Origin of the sequence: Microcoleus sp. Pol12B3 (genome assembly GCF_036701355.1) — a bacterium.
In the GTDB taxonomy this organism is placed as follows: domain Bacteria; phylum Cyanobacteriota; class Cyanobacteriia; order Cyanobacteriales; family Microcoleaceae; genus Microcoleus.
Genome location: NZ_JAUBQS010000015.1, coordinates 6,748 through 24,559 on the forward strand (window position 1 = coordinate 6,748; position 17,812 = coordinate 24,559).

Annotated in this window: 17 protein-coding genes; 11 read left to right on the plus strand and 6 right to left on the minus strand. The window is 45.2% G+C overall.

From position 1 onward, the window contains the following. The 5 genes from QUA53_RS10010 to QUA53_RS10030 form a co-directional block, all read left to right on the plus strand. Positions 1-2,884: VgrG-related protein (locus QUA53_RS10010; RefSeq protein WP_333096631.1), on the plus strand; the 2,884-nt coding region annotated here is incomplete at its 5' end. Between the two features lie 216 nt (positions 2,885-3,100). Continuing rightward, entirely contained in the window at positions 3,101-3,544 is a 444-nt protein-coding gene (locus tag QUA53_RS10015) for a GIY-YIG nuclease family protein (RefSeq protein ID WP_333096633.1), read from the plus strand. Then, positions 3,541-3,786: a hypothetical protein gene (locus QUA53_RS10020; protein ID WP_333096634.1), complete on the plus strand. Its 246-nt coding sequence runs from the start codon at positions 3,541-3,543 to the stop codon at positions 3,784-3,786. Before QUA53_RS10015 ends, QUA53_RS10020 begins: the two co-directional genes overlap by 4 nt. Positions 3,787-3,987: 201 nt before the next feature. After that, positions 3,988-4,290: a PASTA domain-containing protein gene (locus QUA53_RS10025; RefSeq protein WP_333248825.1), complete on the plus strand. Its 303-nt coding sequence runs from the start codon at positions 3,988-3,990 to the stop codon at positions 4,288-4,290. Then, positions 4,287-4,688 (plus strand): hypothetical protein, encoded by a 402-nt coding sequence (locus QUA53_RS10030; protein ID WP_333096639.1) that lies wholly within the window; start codon positions 4,287-4,289, stop codon positions 4,686-4,688. The genes QUA53_RS10025 and QUA53_RS10030 overlap by 4 nt, the downstream gene beginning before the upstream one ends. 17 nt (positions 4,689-4,705) lie before the next feature. On the opposite strand, the gene QUA53_RS10035 is transcribed toward QUA53_RS10030, so the two are convergent. Together QUA53_RS10035 and QUA53_RS10040 are read right to left on the minus strand one after the other, a co-directional pair. Next, entirely contained in the window at positions 4,706-5,023 is a 318-nt protein-coding gene (locus QUA53_RS10035) for a type II toxin-antitoxin system PemK/MazF family toxin (protein ID WP_333096641.1), read from the minus strand. Then, complete coding sequence (locus QUA53_RS10040; protein WP_333096643.1) at positions 5,010-5,219, minus strand: toxin-antitoxin system, antitoxin component, Xre family protein; 210 nt, start codon at positions 5,217-5,219, stop codon at positions 5,010-5,012. The genes QUA53_RS10035 and QUA53_RS10040 overlap by 14 nt, the downstream gene beginning before the upstream one ends. A 179-nt stretch (positions 5,220-5,398) precedes the next feature. Between QUA53_RS10040 and QUA53_RS10045 the strand changes: the two genes are divergently transcribed. From QUA53_RS10045 to QUA53_RS10060, 4 genes are all read left to right on the plus strand, one after another. Beyond that, positions 5,399-5,896: a TIGR00725 family protein gene (locus QUA53_RS10045; protein ID WP_333096644.1), complete on the plus strand. Its 498-nt coding sequence runs from the start codon at positions 5,399-5,401 to the stop codon at positions 5,894-5,896. 8 nt (positions 5,897-5,904) lie between these two features. Further along, the gene (locus tag QUA53_RS10050) at positions 5,905-6,426 is read left to right on the plus strand and encodes a hypothetical protein (protein ID WP_333096645.1); all 522 of its coding nucleotides are present in this window, start codon (positions 5,905-5,907) and stop codon (positions 6,424-6,426) included. 489 nt (positions 6,427-6,915) lie between these two features. Continuing rightward, positions 6,916-7,800 carry a substrate-binding domain-containing protein gene (locus tag QUA53_RS10055; protein ID WP_333096647.1) on the plus strand — a complete coding sequence of 295 codons (885 nt, stop codon included), beginning with the start codon at positions 6,916-6,918 and terminating at the stop codon, positions 7,798-7,800. A gap of 173 nt (positions 7,801-7,973) precedes the next feature. Beyond that, a complete protein-coding gene (locus QUA53_RS10060; protein WP_333248828.1) occupies positions 7,974-9,770 on the plus strand; it encodes an ATP-binding protein in 1,797 nt (598 codons plus the stop codon). A 36-nt stretch (positions 9,771-9,806) separates the two neighbouring features. On the opposite strand, the gene wecB is transcribed toward QUA53_RS10060, so the two are convergent. Then, the gene (gene wecB / locus QUA53_RS10065) at positions 9,807-10,937 is read right to left on the minus strand and encodes a non-hydrolyzing UDP-N-acetylglucosamine 2-epimerase (protein ID WP_333096649.1); all 1,131 of its coding nucleotides are present in this window, start codon (positions 10,935-10,937) and stop codon (positions 9,807-9,809) included. 201 nt (positions 10,938-11,138) lie between these two features. Here wecB and QUA53_RS10070 point away from each other — a divergent pair, with 201 nt between their 5' ends. Beyond that, complete coding sequence (locus QUA53_RS10070; protein ID WP_333096650.1) at positions 11,139-11,708, plus strand: pseudouridine synthase; 570 nt, start codon at positions 11,139-11,141, stop codon at positions 11,706-11,708. A gap of 72 nt (positions 11,709-11,780) precedes the next feature. Here QUA53_RS10070 and QUA53_RS10075 read toward each other — a convergent pair whose 3' ends face one another. Beyond that, a complete protein-coding gene (locus QUA53_RS10075) occupies positions 11,781-12,626 on the minus strand; it encodes a hypothetical protein (protein ID WP_333096651.1) in 846 nt (281 codons plus the stop codon). A 196-nt stretch (positions 12,627-12,822) separates the two neighbouring features. Between QUA53_RS10075 and ctpB the strand changes: the two genes are divergently transcribed. Then, positions 12,823-14,142, plus strand: a complete 1,320-nt coding sequence (gene ctpB / locus QUA53_RS10080; protein ID WP_333096653.1) for a carboxyl-terminal processing protease CtpB — start codon at positions 12,823-12,825, stop codon at positions 14,140-14,142. Positions 14,143-14,231: 89 nt separating this feature from the next. Here the strand turns inward: ctpB and QUA53_RS10085 are convergent, their stop codons facing one another. Then, on the minus strand, positions 14,232-15,536 hold the full coding sequence (locus tag QUA53_RS10085) for an Nramp family divalent metal transporter (protein ID WP_333096655.1): 1,305 nt from the start codon (positions 15,534-15,536) through the stop codon (positions 14,232-14,234). 196 nt (positions 15,537-15,732) lie between these two features. Further along, the gene (locus QUA53_RS10090; RefSeq protein WP_333096657.1) at positions 15,733-17,730 is read right to left on the minus strand and encodes a heavy metal translocating P-type ATPase; all 1,998 of its coding nucleotides are present in this window, start codon (positions 17,728-17,730) and stop codon (positions 15,733-15,735) included. Positions 17,731-17,812: the final 82 nt, after the last annotated feature.

Sequence of the window (17,812 nt, forward strand, 5' to 3'; positions counted from 1 at the left end):
TGTGGAAACGCCGCCTGTGGAGACAAAACCGCCTGTTGCTGTCGCGCCGCCTGTGGAAACGCCGCCTGTGGAGACAAAACCGCCTGTTGCTGTCGCGCCGCCTGTGGAAACGCCGCCTGTGGAGACAACGCCACCTGTTGCTGTCGCGCCGCCTGTGGAAACGCCGCCTGTGGAGACAACGCCACCTGTGGAGACAAAACCACCTGTGGCTGTAGCGCCACCGATTGAGACAACGCCGCCTGTGGTAACGCTGCCTGTGGCAACGCCGCCTGTTGCGACAACGCCACCTGTAGCAACGCTGCCGATCGCCCCTCCAACACCACCCGTGCAACCGCCTACGATCGCCCCGGAACCGCCTATAGTTGGACTTGAGCCGATCGATGATATGCCGCAGCCGATCGACCCCGAACCGCCTATTGAACCCGATTTACCGATTAGTTCGCCGCCAGAAAATCGCGCCTTTATCGGCATCATCGATACTGGGTTTGCGCCGAACAATCCCGATTTGGATTACTCTAAAGTGACTATGGGGCGCGATCGCATTGACAAAGACAGCAATCCTTTGTTTACTGCTGGCACTGGTAACGAACACGGCACATTTAGCTGGGGTTTAGTGAGTGCAATTCAAGGCAACGATAAAGGTATTGATGGCTACAACGATAAGGCGAATGTTTATCTAAGTCGGGCAATTGGTTCTGGGGAATGGGATTTAGCTTTAACTGATTTTGTGGGTGAGGCTAAGGCACAAAAGAAGAAGAATGCGATCGCACTTCTTCCCCTCGATTTAACTCAGAAAAATGCTGATGGCAGCATTACCACTCGTTACGAATTTACGAACCGAGAACGTGCGGCTTTGGAAAATGCGCGTCAGAGTGGAGTGCTGTTAGTTGTGGCGGCTGGAAATGATGGCGGCGTGATGTCTGTTTTGGGTCAATCTTCCCAGGAGTTTGAGAATATTCTGACGGTTGGTTCGTCTGATGGATTTGGGCGATCGGATTATTCCAGCTACGGCTACGGTTTGGATATTTTAGTGCCCGGAGGTGCGATCGACAATCCGACTTTATCGACTGTTGGCGATGATTTAGGCACGATGGCGGGGACTTCTGTTGCAGCGGCAATTGCTGCGGGGATGGCGTCTAAAGTTTGGGAGAGTAATCCCGATTTGAATCCTACCCAAGTGATTGATGTTTTGACTGGAAGTGCGATCGATTTGAAGGAGCCCGGATGGGATAAGGAAACGGGTTTTGGGGTGGTGAATTTGAATAAAGCTGTGGTAATGGCGAAGGAAACAGCGCCGGAAACTTACACGCCTACTCCTTTCTTGAATCCGACAACTTGGGGCAAGGAAGGGTTGGTGACGCCATTAGAAAGGGCCACGGCCGATCAGTTTAATGGCAAATACTATGATTGGGAGTCTTACACCATTCAGGATGGAGATAATTTAAGTACAATTGCGCTCAATAGAATGGGCGACGGTTCTCCAGATACTTACAACTTCATTGCTCAACACAACAATATTCCCAATCCCGATTTGATTCCTGTGGGGGGTGTAATTGACATTCCCAAAGAGGTATCTGCACCTCTCACCCCAGATCCCAACCAAGAAGGAGGGGGAACGCCTGTACAACAGCCAGTTACCAACGGCTACGAATGGGAACTTTACACTGTTCAGGATGGAGATAATCTTTCGACAATCGCGCAATCAAGGACAGGAAATGCCTCTGATTACCAACTAATCGTCAATTATTCAGGTAATAATATTTCCAATCCTGATTTAATTCATCCAGGGGAGCAAATTTGGGTTCCTAAAGGAGGATCTGCACCTGTCAATACAGATCCAAACCAAGGTGGGGGAACGACTATAGAGCCCCCTGTAACATCTAATCCCGATCCCAATCAAGGGGGAGTAACAACTGTACAATCGACAATTAGCTCAGTGGCCCAACAAAATAACTTGGGAAATGCGACTTCTGATGTTATCCAGTATTCGGGTGATGTTAGCTATCAGCTATTTGAGAATGGATCGGTTGTTAGCAGCCAGTATGGAACTTTTCCGCTTTACGGTGGTATTCGTCAGGAATTCTTGAATACAGGTGGATTAAATGGCAGGTTGGGCGCTCCAACGAGTGAGGAAAAAGGATTGGGAGATGGGAATATCATCCAATACTTTGAACACGGTCACATTTACTGGAATGGCAGTAAGGCGATCGCATATGACGCTGAATCTAAGGAGACACTAACAGTTCAAAAACCTAGTAACATACCTGTACAATTTTCCGGCTTTAATGAACTAGGTGCTCTTTCTGAAAAGTATGAAACAGGAGGTAGAGGAGCTGATGTAATTGGCTACGATCCAGTTGGCGGTTGGTCTTATGGAACTTATCAGCTAGCAACTAACCCTGGAACCTTGGGTAGTTTTGTAAAATCAGCAATAGCTAGCAAATGGAGACAGGAACTTGAACCCCTAACTCCTGGTACTCAAGCCTTTAATGATAAATGGAAGGAAATTGCCTCTAGAGATTCTCAAGAGTTTAGTACAGCTCAACATGAATACATCAAGAGCACTCATTACGATCTTCTAGCAAGTAAGCTAATGAATACTCTCAACTTAGATGTTAATCAACACTCTAAGGCACTGAGAGATGTTATTTGGTCTATTGCTGTCCAGCATGGGCCGAACAACAATGTCGTGAATAATGCTTTGGGAGGCAAAAATATTTCACAAATGTCTGAAAGTGAAATAATCAACTCTATTTATGCTGAGCGAGGAAGGAAAAATAGCGCTGGAAATTTAGTGTACTTTTCAGATAGCCCTCTCAAGATTCAACAGAGTGTAGCCAATAGGTTTGTTAATGAACAAGCGGATGCTTTAGCTATGTTATAAAAATAGATCGAGAAGCGATCGCCCTTTCTCACCCAAATTCAGAAGGGCGATCGCCCATCATTCATCAATCATGGCGATCGCCCTTCTTGCCTCTGCGTTAATCTGCGTCCATCTGCGGTTAAAAAAGAGTGAGATCCCTCTCTCACCCAGATTCACAAAAGCGATCGCTCTTTATTGGAAATGAATTTGCGATCACCTTTTATTGGATAATTAAAAGTGCGATCGCTTCTACTTGTAGCATGGAATAACCGCTTGCATCTGGCAATTTCCATGACCAACCCCATCCAGCAAGAAGCCCGCCAAATTCTTGATAATCTTGCCTTTACCCCCTTCGATCGGTGCCATCCCCTCAGCCACGACTTCGACACAATTCCTGCTAGAGTTGGTTTGTACGCCTTTCGACATCGCATTCAAGGATTACTCTACATCGGCAAAGCCAAGAACCTCCGCGATCGACTGCGAGGCGGTCACAAAGCTTTCCTTTGGGGCTGGCTCGTAGGCGTAGCCAGCCGCAGGCATCGCTACGATCCAGATGATGTAAGGATCGCCTTTATTACCCTCTATCAATGGCAAAAACCAGGGTTATTCTATGAATTAGAAACCCTCATCCTTCAAGCTACAAATCCTCCCTACAACGTTAAAATCCCCAGAGAACAATGACTGATACCCTCAAGATAAAACACTTACCACCAGAAGCTATTCATTCGCGGATGACCCATTTGCCTGACTATGTGAAAGTCGCCCTGATCGAAAAAGCAACGCAGCTAGAATTTTCTCTGGAAGCTGCGATCGAAATGGCAATTGCTAGTTTTCTAGACTCAGAAGCTTTCAGCTTTGAAGATTGCCTATTATCGCAACGTCTTAAGGAATCAGAATTGGTAGAATTTCCCCAAAAGAAATAGGGTGCGATCGCCCGTTTTACAATCAAAAGAGCGATCGCCCTTGTTGCATCCGCGTTAATCAGCGTCCATCTGGGGTAAAAAAGAGCGATCGCCCTTTCTAATAATTCAGAAGGGCGATCGCCCGTTTTATGCTCAATCATGGCGATCGCCCGTTTTATAATCAAAATGGCGATCGCTCAAAATCTTTCCCATTCACAACCAATGAATCCAGCCGCACAAAAACTTCCAGATTTGACAGGACAAACCTTATCAGAAGCGATCGCCATACTGGAAAGTTACGGCTTCCAATTTCAAACTAGCACAAAAGGTGGCTATCAAACCTTTGAACATCCAGACGGCAGTATCATTCATATTAGACCAAATGGTGAAATAGTCCGTACAGGGCCAAAGATACGCGGGACGGAGGGCAAAACTTACCGTCGTAGATACAATAGAGATGGAAATCAAATAAAATTTGAACCAGGGGCTAAGACACATAATACCGGAGAAAAAGTGATTCTATGACAACCGCGATCGCACTCAACCTCAAAATCTTTTTAGAAGACTTAAAAAGTGCCGATTTAGTAGGAGTTTCACTCCGCCCTCAAAATCTTGGCTTGCGTTTAGACTTCACCTTTGGGCCCGAAGTGGGAGATGTAGCGATCGAGTTCGATCGCATTCTTCACCTAGTGATTTCTCGCCCCAGCAATTCCGATGATGAAAATTACTGTTTTTGGGTAGGAGAAGTCGAACTCAGAAAGCTTGAAAAAAATGCTGAAACTTTCTTATCTTCCCTGTCCTATCCTTTCAATTTTCCGGCTAATTTAGATTTATCTACTTTGAGTCATTTTCGGTTGGAAGGGGATATTTTTATTGAAATCATTTGCGAACACTATAAGATTTTTCAGGAAGTTAAAAATTAATGTCTATTTTTTAAGCTTTATGAATAAAAAGAGCGAGATCCCTTATCTTGAAGCCTTCCCAATTTTTTGAATATCTGTTTTTTTTCAATTGTCGTAATAACAGGCTTAATCATAGAAGCTTTTAAAAGCCCAGCCGATCGCCAATCTGTTATGACAATATCACCGACTTTTGGGCTACTGCTAACTTGGCTAGTTATACCCATAAGAATGCGATTGGGATATTCTGCATTATAAACGTCAGAACTAATCACAACTGCTGGACGTTTTTTATTGGTAGTTCTATCTGTAAAAGGAAACGGAACTAAAACCACATCACCAAAATTATAACTCGTCATACTCCGCGTCCTCTGGGTTATCCCAAATTTTAGCAAAAGCTGCTTCTGAGAGTTTAGTTGCAGTATAAACGAGAAGACGATCTTCACTTCGCGTTAAAATAAAATCGATAAAATCTTCTAATACCGTAATTTTATCGGGCGGTAAACTACGGATTTTTTCCATCAGCTTTGTTTCTGGGTTTTGGGCGACACTCATGTTATCTCTCACTTGTTAATTTTAACTTAGCATACATTGTAAAAATACTAGGAAACTTCAGGAAGTTATTTGGCTCACAAATTGTTTTTAGTAAGCCACTATTTATATAATAACATACATTGGTAAAAAGTGCCCAAAAACTAGCAAGTTATTAATAACACCATATTCACCCCAAAACTATGAAAAAAATCATCATTGGCATCATGGGCCCCGGCGAAAGTGCCACATCAACAGACTTAGAAAACGCCTATCAACTCGGACAACTCATCGCCGAAGCAGGATGGATATTGCTAACTGGCGGCAGAAATGTCGGCGTCATGGATGCCGCCAACAAAGGAGCAAAATCAGCTAACGGTTTAACAGTCGGCATCCTTCCGGGAAATGACACTCGCAGCATTTCTGAAGCTGTAGATATTGCCATTTTCACCGATATGGGAAACGCCAGAAATAACATTAACGTTCTTTCTTCAGATGTAATAATTGCCTGCGGTATGGGAACCGGCACTGCTTCGGAAATCGCCCTCGCCCTCAAAGCTAACAAACAAGTTATATTGTTAAATCACAGCGCCGAAAGTCAAGTTTTTTTTAAAGGTTTAGCACAATTTAACATCTTTGTGGTAAACAATGCTGTAGAGGCTATCAATCAAGCTCGCGAAATCCTAGCAAATCCAAGATGAAATCCAAGATGAGAGTAAGCAAATTCAACTTTTGTGCGATCGGCATTTTCCTGACTTTGGGGATTTTCGTCACTACCAAAGCAGACGGAAGAATTGCACAGTTCAGTTTCAGCAACAAATCCACTCAAAAATTAGCACAAACCCTCCCTCCTCCTCCCCCTTTCGCACAGCCTGTTACCGAACAAGAAGCGCCACCTATTCACAGCGAATCCGTACCCGATCAAATCGCTTTAGCAACCCATTTGCAGACCATCAAAGCTAGAATGTACGGTGCTTACTGGTGTCCTCACTGTCACACCCAACAAGAACTTTTCGGCAAAGAAGCATTTACCGCAATTACTTACATAGAGTGCGACCCCAGAGGCAAAGATGCTCAACCGGATTTGTGCAAAGCTGCCAATATCAAAGCTTATCCCACCTGGGAAATTCGGGGGAAATATTACACGGGTAGGCAATCTTTGGAAAAACTGGCTATTTTATCTGGTTATAAAGGCAGCAGCAATTTTCTGTCACCAGTTCCCTCTCCTTAAAAAAATTTAACTGACAAAGCCAACATTCTTAGCGACAGTACCGAAACTCACCTAAATCAAATGATTTCGGATTTTAGTCGTTTTACCTCGCAAATCGACCTATGAAGCTCAACAAAAAACTCATCTGTAACTGGTAATTAAGATAAATTAGTCAGGATAAAAGCTTCCAGATTGAGCTGTTACAGTAATTTTAAATAGAGCGAGCGCATGATAATTCTGCGAGAACATCTCTCATAATTATCATGCACTCGCTAACTATTCATATCAAACAGCATCACAAAACGTGGCGCTCGATTTATTGCAAATTTTAATTATTTAGCATAAAATTAAGGAGGGGTAGAATCAACTATGAGATATCAACTTTTTTCTCCTAATAAACCAAAAAATATTGAGTGAGTTGCTAGCGCGATAACATACTCAAAAACTCCATTTGTGAGTACCTCCATCATCTTTAATAGCACAAGATAATAGGAGTATAGAACTTTTAACATGAAACAGAATTTACTTACCCTAGCTTTAACTGCGATCGCCCTCGTAGGGCTGCCCAGTTGCAGTACGACGACCAGCACTGCCACCACGACAACAGCGCCCACGACTGCCGCAACGCAAACCCAAAGCTCGATTAAAGTTGGGGCGTCAAGCAGCACGTTGGGTCTTATGAAGGTGCTGCAAACGAACTACGAAGCTACCACAAAAAACGTCAAAATTACCAACCTAGAACCAGGGCAGTCCGAAAATATAATTGATGGGGTTAAACAGACATTAGTCGATGTAGGTGCAATATCGAGAACATTAAAGCCAGAAGAAAATGATGGCACTTTAGAGTCTCGTGATGTTGCCCACGATGCCCTTATAGTGGCCACTCATTCTAGCGTCACAGGGGTGAAAAACCTTACTACTGAAGACCTCAAAGGCATTTATAGTGGCACTATTACCAACTGGAAGGAACTCGGAGGAGCCGATGCTAAAATTGTACTGCTCGATCGCCCAGAAGATGAATCTGCCAAGCGGCTATTGCGGAAATATTACCTAGGAGCAGATTTAAAAAATTCATTAGAAGCAGTAGTCTTTCGGAAAGAAGGGGAATTGATCGACGCAATTCAAAGCACTCCTTACAGCATCGGTACCTTTTCCCTGGCTCACGCCATTTCCGAAAAACTACCTGTCAACCGGCTCAGCCTCAACGGGGTTGAACCAACACGAGAAAATGTCAAAGCGGGCAAGTATCCGATGGTTCGGACCATTTCAATTCTGTGGCACAAAAAACCTTCAGAGGCTACCCAAGCGCTAATTAAATACATCTCTAGTCCGCCCGGAATCAACGCGATGGAGGAGTCTGGCTTTATTTCCGTGAGCCAATCCGCCAAGGATTAAGAGCTATGGCCATCCAGTCCAGATACGCGCGGTTACCCGTTTCCGCCAAGTTGTTATCACCTCTGTTGTTGGCATTTCTGAGTCTATGGACTGTCGGAACCTTGGGTTTTGGTTATTTTGCTAGAAACAACTTAGAGCAAATGGGGCGAAGGGAGATCGTGGATCTGGCTAGTATGCTGCAGGAAACTCTAAAGCAAAGGCAAGAATCACTCCGTGTGAAAGCCCGTTCGGTGAGTGAAAATAATGATGTCATTACAGCAGTAATAAAGGGCGATCGCCCTTTATTACTGCGGACAGTATTACCAATCCAAGCTGGTTTTAAACTGGATTTGATCAGAATAGTTGACGCTGATGGTCAAGTCTTAGTGTCTTCACAGTTGGGAGCAATAAGACAGGCGAGATTGCAGGATGGCTCTGTGAACCGTGCCGCCCGAACCGGACTAGAGTTACCGGGAGTTCTCCTGGCAGAAAACTGGGCTCCGGCTTCCATGATTGGGTTAATATCAATCAAATCATCTCAAAAGATCCTAGCTGGTTTGGTTGCGGGATTAGCCATGGACGACACAGCGCTCCAGTCGCTTCGCGGTGACACATCCATACATTTGGTGGCTTTTGACGGCGAGAAGGTAACGGCTGCTACTTTGCCACTTAACCGCGATCGGTCTTGGCAATTTCCCCAGCCAGACGGGTTGCCCACTAAGATCGGGATTGCTGGTGAAGCATACCTGATCAAAACAATCAAGCTACAAGGTTTCGATGGGGCAACTCTCAAAATTGCTGTACTGCATTCTGCCAAGGACATCGAGGAAGCACAACAGCGGTTGTGGTTTGTGGTGGGTAGCTTTGGGCTATTGGGAAGTGTCCTGATCGCAGTCGTTACGATCGGAGGTTTCCGTCTGACCCAAGCTCTAAGCCATCGCATTCAAAGACTGACTAAGGCAACCCAGGAATTAGCCAGAGGCAATTTAGCTATTGCTATTCCGGTTGATAGTCAGGATGAAGTGGGGCTTTTAGCTGAGGGATTTAAGAGTATGGCAGAGCAACTGATGGCTCGCGATCTGCAACTGAACCAACAGGTGCAACAACTAGAGAGTACCCTTGAAGAACTGCACCGCACCCAGAGTCAGATGGTGCATAACGAAAAAATGTCGGCACTGGGGCAAATGGTGGCGGGGATAGCGCACGAAATCAACAACCCGGTCAGCTTTATCTACGGCAACCTGTCTCATCTCAACGATCACATCCATGACTTGCTGCGATTACTAGATGCCTATCAAAAGCACTATCCCAACCCGTCCCCATCACTTCAATATGACCTAGACGATGTGGATCTAAACTTCCTACAAGAGGATCTCACTAAGATTCTTAAGTCGATGAAAATCGGCACCAGTCGCATTCGGGACATTGTGGTTTCGTTGCGTAGCTTTTCTCGTCTGGATCACTCCGAATTCAAGGCTGTCGATATCCATGAAGGCATTGACAACACCTTGATGATTTTAGAACATCGCCTTCAAGCCCAGCCAGAACGCCCAACCATTGAAGTAGTCAGACAATATGGCGAGTTACCGTTGGTAGAATGCTATGCAGGTCAACTTAATCAGGTGTTTATGAACTTGCTATCAAATGCGATCGATGCTTTGGAAGAGAGCAATGAAGGACGTAGTTTTCAGGATATTGTTGACCAACCGAATCGGATTTCGATTAAGACTACCAAAACAAAAAAACAGTGGGTGCAGATTGCGATCGCCGATAACGGTACGGGCATTCCAGAGAAAGCGCGATCGCGCCTATTCGATCCCTTCTTCACTACTAAACCCGTAGGCAAGGGGACAGGATTAGGCTTATCCATTAGCTATCAGGTGGTGAAGGAAAAGCACGGAGGAAAACTGTGGTATAATTCTACCCGGGGCAAAGGCACGAAGTTTGTGATTGAGATTCCCATAGAGCGGACTCAGCCAATAAATACTTGAGAATCGGTTTTCAGTTTTTCGACTTCTTGTCAACCGTCAATTGTCAACTGTTTTCTCACTAAAATACTCTTCAACAATTTTCAAAATCCGCGACGCTGCCAAACCGTCACCAAAGGGATTAATTGCCATTGCCATTGCGTTGTATGCTTCGGAATTCCTGAGCAATTCTGCCGCTGCTGTGAAAATTGTATCAGAATTCGTACCTACAAGTTTAGCTGTGCCTGCGGAAATTGCTTCTGGTCTTTCTGTGGTTTCTCGCAATACTAAAACTGGCTTGCCCAAACTCGGTGCTTCCTCTTGCAAGCCGCCGGAATCTGTGAGGATTAAATGACATCTCTGAATCGCTCCTACTAATTCTGCGTAATCTAAAGGTTCTGTTAAAAATACTCTTGGATGGTCGCCCAAAAGAGCTTGCAAAGGTTCTCTAACAGTGGGATTCCGGTGCAGGGGTAGCAGTAAAGCTGTGTCGGGAAATTTATCTAAGATTTGGAGAAAGGCGAGAGCAATTCCTTGTAAGGGTTCGCCCCAATTTTCGCGGCGGTGAACTGTTGCTAAGATAATTCGATATTTGCTCCAATCTAAATTGGGAATGTTGCATTCTGGTTCGCGTTTGGCGACAGAAAGCAAAGCATCGATTACTGTGTTGCCTGTACGGTGAATTTCTCCCAAAACGCCCGATCGCCCTAAATTCTCTTGGGCCAGCTCTGTCGGGGCAAAATGCAGCCGTGTGAGCTGAGATATCAACCGTCGGTTAGCCTCTTCGGGGTAAGGATTGAATACGTCATCTGTTCGCAATCCGGCTTCTACGTGACCTACGGGTATTTTCTGGTAAAATGCAGCCAAAGTAGCGGCAAATGCAGTCGTTGTATCCCCCTGAACTAAGACGATGTGGGGCTGCAATTCTTTAAACAATGCTTCCAAACCCTGCAAACTCCGGGAAGTAATATCCGTCAAGGTTTGCTGGTGCTGCATAATTGCTAAATCCCGATCGGCTTTTAGATCGAACATTTGCATTACTTGTTCGACCATTTCTCGGTGCTGACCGGTTAAAATTACTTGGGTGTCAAAGGTGGGAGAACTTTTGAACAGTTGAATTACTGGGGCTAGTTTAATCGCTTCCGGGCGAGTTCCTAAAACGATGCAAACGCGGTGAGTGGCTTCGGGCATGGTAAAATTGGGTAGTTGAGATTTGTGCCGCCTTTAAAGGCTGAAGATTTTATAGGTTTGAATCGTTGGTTAACAAAATTTATTTTTTTAGGAACCGCAGAGGGCGCATAGCGCGCCATGAAGAGAGATAGAAGGTGTTTTGTGTTGGGAGTTATATCGTTTCTGCTGGCACTGTTGGTACATTTTTATTGTTTAATTGTCATGCGTTATCGTTACATTCTATTTTACAAACCCTACGACGTTTTAACTCAATTCACTGACAACTCCAGCGAAACTAAACGCAGTACACTCAAAGACTATATTCCTATTCCTGACATTTATGCAGTAGGAAGGCTCGATCGCGATAGTGAAGGTTTGTTGCTGCTAACCGATGATGGACAAATGCAGCACCGCCTCAGTGACCCGAAATTCGCTCATCCCCGCACTTACTGGGTGCAAGTTGAACGAATTCCCGATGCAAGTGCGATCGCAGCTTTGCAGACAGGTGTCACAATTCAAGATTATCGGACTCGATCGGCAAAAGTGCAATTATTGTTAGAAGAACCGCTATTGCCGCCCCGCGAACCGCCGATTAGATTTCGCAAAAACGTGCCCACAGCTTGGCTGGAAATGACTCTCACAGAAGGCCGCAACCGCCAAGTGCGCCGGATGACCGCAGCAGTAGGGTTTCCGACGCTGCGGCTGGTCAGGTGCGCGATCGGGCATTTGCGTCTCGAAGGCCTCAAACCCGGTGAATGGCGCGAACTAACTCAAGCCGATTTTAGATTTTAGATTTTAGATTGGGGAATTACTTTGCGATCGCAGTCAACAGTCAACCGTCAACAGTCAACCGTCAACAGTTAACTACTTTCGAGGTGGCAAAACAAAACTCTCCTTTCCATCCTTATCTTTTTGCACCTGAGCTCCCAACTTTACAAGAGCTTGCTTCGCCCTTTGACGCACCACCTTATCAGTTGTTTGAGCATAAACCGTACTCCAAGCAGTAAACCGCACCGGCACGCTATCGGGATCTCGGCGCAAATACTCAGCAGTTGCTCGAAACATCTGCGCCAATTTTTTCCCTTCCGGCGTTTTTTCCACCCAATCAGCGGCCATTTCGTGAGAGTTAATTGACTCTGGAATATCCCCCAACAGCAGCAACTCATCAAGACCTTTAGTTCGCCACACTATCCACGATTGGGAATGAAGTTGCGGCGAAACGGCAAGAGCCCTAGTACCGCGCTCTATAAAGTTAACAGCGGTTTCAGGCTTTCCTTGATAAAAAGAAATAGCTGTGGAAAGAAACAGGTAGATGTCAGCCCACCGCGGGTCGCGCTGCGTAACTATGTCAAAATAATCTTGGCTCAGATTGTAGCCCGTCACATCTCGGGCTTCGTCGTCGCCAAAATACTGCAAAAATTTTAGAAATGTCCAATCTGCAATTAAATTGTCAAATCCAAAACTAGGGATAGTTTTGACCATTTTTAGCCGCAGGGCTTCTTGCTGTGCTTCTTGCTGTGCGGCTTGCTTGAAACTGGCAGCAGACACTGCAGAGAGCGGCTTTTGCCCCTGAACGCGAACTGGGGACATTCCGCCCAACTCCCCGCTCGACTGCATGGCGACGACCCCCGCCAGCGCTGCTAGACCGATAGCTCCATTAACGAGCAGGCTCAACCACTTACGTGAAAATTGTTCGATTTTAGCTTCCACGGCACTTTATAAATCCAAGTTTTAAATTAAGTTTATTGAAAGAGAGTAATAATTGGTTGGCGATCGACTATGAATCTCGTTAAACTGTCCAAAGGGATAGTGGAGCCTCCACACAATAGTTTAAGTAGTAGTGTGAGATTTTTTAGCAATATAAAATCTCAAATCAAAAATCTAAAATCGAATTGAGCCAAATTCAATGAATCAAGCCCGCAGACGCTTTTCTAAATTACAGGCAGCCCTGTTCAGTGGGGCGATGGCAACAACCGCTTCGATATCTTTACTCGTTCCCGGCCTGAGTCAATCAGTCCGCGCCGAGCTTCAAGATAGCCCCAAAGCTGTCTTAGATGAAGCTTGGCAAATTGTGAACCGAGACTATGTTGATGGCAGCTTTAACAAGACTGACTGGCAATTGACCCGCCAAGAACTGTTGAGCAAAAACTATACCTCTCGCGAAGCAGCCTATACCGCTCTCCGTAAAGCTCTAGAGAAATTAAACGACCAGTACACGCGCTTCATGGACCCGAAGCAGTACGAAGCGCTGACGAATCAAACCTCTGGGGAACTGACAGGGGTGGGGATGAGGCTCGAAGAAGACGAGAAAACGAAAGTGATTACTGTAGTCGAGCCGATGGAAAATTCCCCCGCCCTGAAGGCCGGGATTTTAGCGGGCGATAGGATTTTGGTGATAGACGGCAAAACTACCAAAGGCATGACTGTCTCGGATGCGGCTCAGATAATTCGAGGCGATGAAGGCACAAAAGTCACGCTGCGGATTGCTCGTGAGGGTAAAAGCGAATTTGATGTAACTCTGACTAGGGCGAGAATAGAGGTAGCAGCGGTTCGCTACAGCCTCAAGAAAGAAGGCGGTCAGAATGTCGGTTACATCCGTTTGCAAGAGTTTAGCTCTCATGCCGGGGAACAAATGCAGGCGGCAATTAAAAAGCTCTCGGATCAGAAAGCTGATGCTTTTGTTTTAGATTTGCGGGGAAATCCCGGCGGGTTGCTGCGAGTGAGCATTGATATCGCTCGGATGTGGATGGATACAGGGGCGATCGTCCGTACAGTCGATCGCACGGGAGATTCTCAGGAAATGCGGGCCAACCGCACTGCAATCACTGACAAGCCTTTGGTGGTGCTCGTGGATGATAACTCGGCCAGCGCTAGCGAGATTTTGGCCGGTGCTCTGAAGGATAACAAGCGCGCAACTGTGATGGGCGGCCAAACTTTTGGCAAAGCTTTGGTGCAGTCGGTACATTCTTTGGCTGACGGTTCGGGATTGGCAGTGACGATCGCTCACTACTATACTCCCAACGGTACGGATATCAGCCACAAGGGGGTTACTCCCGATGTGAAAGTTGAAGTAACCGACGAACAAAAGCTGAAATTAGCTAACAAACCGATGTTGGTTGCGACTAAGGAGGATCCTTGCTACGCGCAGGCGATCGCTCTTTTGAAAACTACTGCTTCCTCGGCCCGTCCCGTTGCCGCTCATGAGGTTGTCGTTCCTCATAAGTAGTTGAAACCGTCAGTCCTTAAACAATTAGCTTTAAGATAAAACCCGCTCCGGCGGGTTTTGTTGTTGTAGTTTGATTGAGCCTCAGATTGCTAGAAAATGGTTTGTAATAACAGCCAACTATTTAATCCTACTATAATACTAGCCACTAACCAAGCTAAGGCTTTCAGCCAAAATGGATTTACAAAATCTCCCATTAAGTTGCGGTTTGAGGTAAACATTACCAAGGGAATTACTGCAAAGGGTAATTGCAAACTGAGAATCACTTGACTGAAAATCAGTAAATTAGTTGTACTACCTTCCCCAAACAAGATAATTACGCTCAAAGCCGGCACAATTGCAATCAGTCGAGTTAGCAAGCGCCGCAACCAAGGTCGCAGTCGAAAATTTAGAAACCCTTCCATCACAATCTGTCCTGCTAAAGTTGCTGTCAAGGTTGAGTTCTGCCCCGAAGCCAATAAAGCAAAGGCAAAAATTGCACTGGCAGAACCCACGCCCAGTACCGGAGAAAGCAGTTTGTAAGCATCTTGAATTTCTGCTACTGCTTGATAGCCGGAAAAATGAAAGCTGGCTGCAGACAAAATCAGAATAGCTGAATTAATAAACAAAGCTATTGACAGCGCTACTGTAGAATCAATTGTGCCAAATTTAATTGCTTCCCATTTTTTATCAGCCGTTTCTTCCCAAGAGCGAGTTTGCACGATCGACGAATGCAAGTAAAGATTGTGCGGCATCACAGTTGCCCCTAAAATACCAACCGCAATATAAAGCATTGCCTGATTTTGCAAACTCTCTAGGTTGGGAACATAACCGAGTAAAACTCCTCCGCCATCTGGTTTGGCAAAAATTATTTCTGCGATAAAGCAACCGCCAATAATTGCAATAATTGTAATCACTAAAGCTTCGATATAACGAAAGCCTTTTCCTTGTATAAATAACACCATTATCGCATCTAGTGCAGTGAGGCACACTCCCCAAACTAAGGGAATGCCAAATAGCAATTGCAGTCCGATCGCACTACCAACAAGTTCAGCTAAATCGCAAGCAGAAATAGCAATTTCACAAAGTATCCACAGAAAAAAACTGACTCGCGGACTGAAATAATCTCGACAAGCTTGTGCCAAATCTCGTCCCGTTGCCACTCCCAAACGCACGCAGAGTGATTGCAGCAAAATTGCCATCAAATTAGATAGCAAAATCACACTTAATAGCGCATAGCCAAACTTTGCTCCCCCTGTTAAGTCAGTCGCCCAGTTTCCGGGGTCCATGTAACCCACTGAAACCAAATATCCAGGCCCTGCGTATGCCAGCATTTTACGCCAGAAACCTTTGCTGTTGGGAATGGGGATGCTGCGGTGGACTTCAGGAAGGCTGGGCCTATTGTCCGAGTCAGTCATTGGTTTTACCGTTCAATATTTTTCATATTTTTTTCATAATATGATAAATTCCGCTAAATTTGATCGGTCGTATAGCTCAAAATCCGCCGGAGTCACCGTATATATTAAGTTGTGTATATTTTGAGGTTGAACTGAGGTGCGCGCGATCGACTATGATGAGGTCGATCGGCAAAAATCACTCTTATCTGCGAATACTCTATTTCAAAACTCTAGTCGCATTGAAAATAGCTGCTAAAGCCACCCCAACATCGGCAAAAACTGCTTCCCACATTGTCGCTAACCCAAAAGCACCCAAAGCAATAAATATGCCTTTGACTAACATGGCAAAAATGATATTTTGCCAAACAATATTGTGAGTTTTTCGGGCAATTTTCATGGCTTCAGCCACCTTTGACGGTGCATCTGACATAATTACAACATCGGCAGTTTCGATCGCCGCATCGGAGCCCAAACCCCCCATCGCTATGCCCACATCAGCTCTAGCAAGCACGGGTGCATCATTAATTCCATCCCCGACAAAGACAATTTTATCGCCTTTTTTAGATTGACCGATCAATTTTTCGATTGCCTCGACTTTTCCTTCTGGTAATAACTCAGCTAAATAGGAATCTAAACCGAGATTTTTCGCAACACTATCGGCTACAGCTTGATTATCTCCTGTGAGCATCACGATTCGCTCAACACCAAGTTTCTTGAGGTCGCGAATAGCCTGTACTGCGTCTTCCTTCAGCTCGTCAGCAATCAAAATATACCCAGCATAGCGGTTGTCTACGGCTAAATGCACGATCGTACCTTCAGCATTGCAGACATCGTGAGCAATGTTTTTTCGGTGCAGCAAACGGTCATTTCCCGCCAGCACAATTTGATTATTTAATTTTGCTCGGATGCCATGTCCCGCTATTTCTTCGTAATCTTTCACATCCGATGAATCTACTTTTCTGCCGTAAGCTTCCAGAATAGATTTCGCGACTGGGTGATTGGATTGAAATTCTACTTGAGCCGCTATTTCCATTAACTCTGTTTGGGAAAAACCATTCTGAGGCACAATTTGTGCTACTTGAAAAACTCCTTTTGTCAGAGTTCCTGTTTTGTCCAAAACAACAGTCTTGACTGCTGTCAGGGTATCTAGAAAAGTCGAGCCTTTAACCAAAATACCGCGCTTGGCTGCACCGCCAATTCCCCCAAAGTATCCCAGAGGAATGCTAATTACCAATCCGCAAGGACAGGAAATAACTAACAAGACAAGGGCGCGGTAAACCCATAAAAAGCGATCGGCATTAGTTGCTCCTGAAATGAACAAAGGCGGAATTAAAGCCACTGCTAGCGATGCAAATACGACAAAAGGCGTGTAATAACTGGCAAATTTGGTGATAAATTTCTCAGTTTCAGCTTTTTTGCTTCTGGCATTTTCTACTAATTCCAGAATTCGGGAGATTGAAGATTCGCCGAAGAGTTTGGTAACTTTGACAGTGAGAACTCCTGTCTGGTTAATTGTTCCTGCTAAAACTGTTTCTCCAACTTTCACCGTTCGAGGTACTGATTCTCCCGTGAGTGCAGATGTGTCAATCTGAGAGTTGCCGTCTATAATTTCACCGTCTAAAGGAATTTTTTCTCCCGGTTTGACAAGGATGATATCGCCGACGGCTACGGTTTCTGGCGAAACTTTTTTGATGTCGCCATTTGCCTTGAGGTTGGCGCTGTCTGGGCGAATTTCTAAAAGCGATTTGATCGATTGACGCGATCGCCCGATCGCAAATTCTTGAAAAAGTTCTCCGATTTTGAAAAACAACATCACCCCGACTGCTTCAGGGAGTTTGTGAATAGCGACAGCGCCGAGTGTTGCTATAGTCATTAAAAAATTTTCATCAAAAAATCGACCTCGCAGAATATTGCGACCCGCACTGGTTAAAACATTCCATCCGCTTAAAAGATAGGCTGGGAGGAAAACCAGATATTCACCTATAGAATAGGGCGTGTTGTGGAGTTGTTCTTCAAAAATTAAACCGCCGACAAATAGTACAACAACCAATATCACAGGAATCAATTCTTGATTGAGGTTGAAATCTCCGTTCCCGTGGTCGTGGTTGTGGTCGTGGCCGTGGCCGTGGTCGTCGTGGTTATGATTCTCATGACTGTGTTCGTGGTGGTCGTCGTAACTACAGCAGCCGGAATCGCTCGACTTGGCTTTTTGCATGGTTTTTCGTGGGTTTTGCTTATGCCTGATCGTATGAATAGATATTCATATTATAGGGTAAAAAATAAAATCTACTAGATTT

Bases quoted from the DNA above. Each gene is read 5' to 3' on its own strand.
- QUA53_RS10070 (WP_333096650.1), top strand. From the start codon at position 11,139: ATGCGTTATCGTTACATTCTATTTTACAAACCCTACGACGTTTTAACT.
- QUA53_RS10060 (WP_333248828.1), top strand. From the start codon at position 7,974: ATGCTGCAGGAAACTCTAAAGCAAAGGCAAGAATCACTCCGTGTGAAA.
- wecB (WP_333096649.1), bottom strand. From the start codon at position 10,937: ATGCCCGAAGCCACTCACCGCGTTTGCATCGTTTTAGGAACTCGCCCG.
- QUA53_RS10090 (WP_333096657.1), bottom strand. From the start codon at position 17,730: ATGCAAAAAGCCAAGTCGAGCGATTCCGGCTGCTGTAGTTACGACGAC.
- ctpB (WP_333096653.1), top strand. From the start codon at position 12,823: ATGAATCAAGCCCGCAGACGCTTTTCTAAATTACAGGCAGCCCTGTTC.
- QUA53_RS10020 (WP_333096634.1), top strand. From the start codon at position 3,541: ATGACTGATACCCTCAAGATAAAACACTTACCACCAGAAGCTATTCAT.
- QUA53_RS10050 (WP_333096645.1), top strand. From the start codon at position 5,905: ATGAGAGTAAGCAAATTCAACTTTTGTGCGATCGGCATTTTCCTGACT.
- QUA53_RS10035 (WP_333096641.1), bottom strand. From the start codon at position 5,023: ATGACGAGTTATAATTTTGGTGATGTGGTTTTAGTTCCGTTTCCTTTT.
- QUA53_RS10040 (WP_333096643.1), bottom strand. From the start codon at position 5,219: ATGAGTGTCGCCCAAAACCCAGAAACAAAGCTGATGGAAAAAATCCGT.
- QUA53_RS10045 (WP_333096644.1), top strand. From the start codon at position 5,399: ATGAAAAAAATCATCATTGGCATCATGGGCCCCGGCGAAAGTGCCACA.
- QUA53_RS10030 (WP_333096639.1), top strand. From the start codon at position 4,287: ATGACAACCGCGATCGCACTCAACCTCAAAATCTTTTTAGAAGACTTA.
- QUA53_RS10055 (WP_333096647.1), top strand. From the start codon at position 6,916: ATGAAACAGAATTTACTTACCCTAGCTTTAACTGCGATCGCCCTCGTA.
- QUA53_RS10085 (WP_333096655.1), bottom strand. From the start codon at position 15,536: ATGACTGACTCGGACAATAGGCCCAGCCTTCCTGAAGTCCACCGCAGC.
- QUA53_RS10025 (WP_333248825.1), top strand. From the start codon at position 3,988: ATGAATCCAGCCGCACAAAAACTTCCAGATTTGACAGGACAAACCTTA.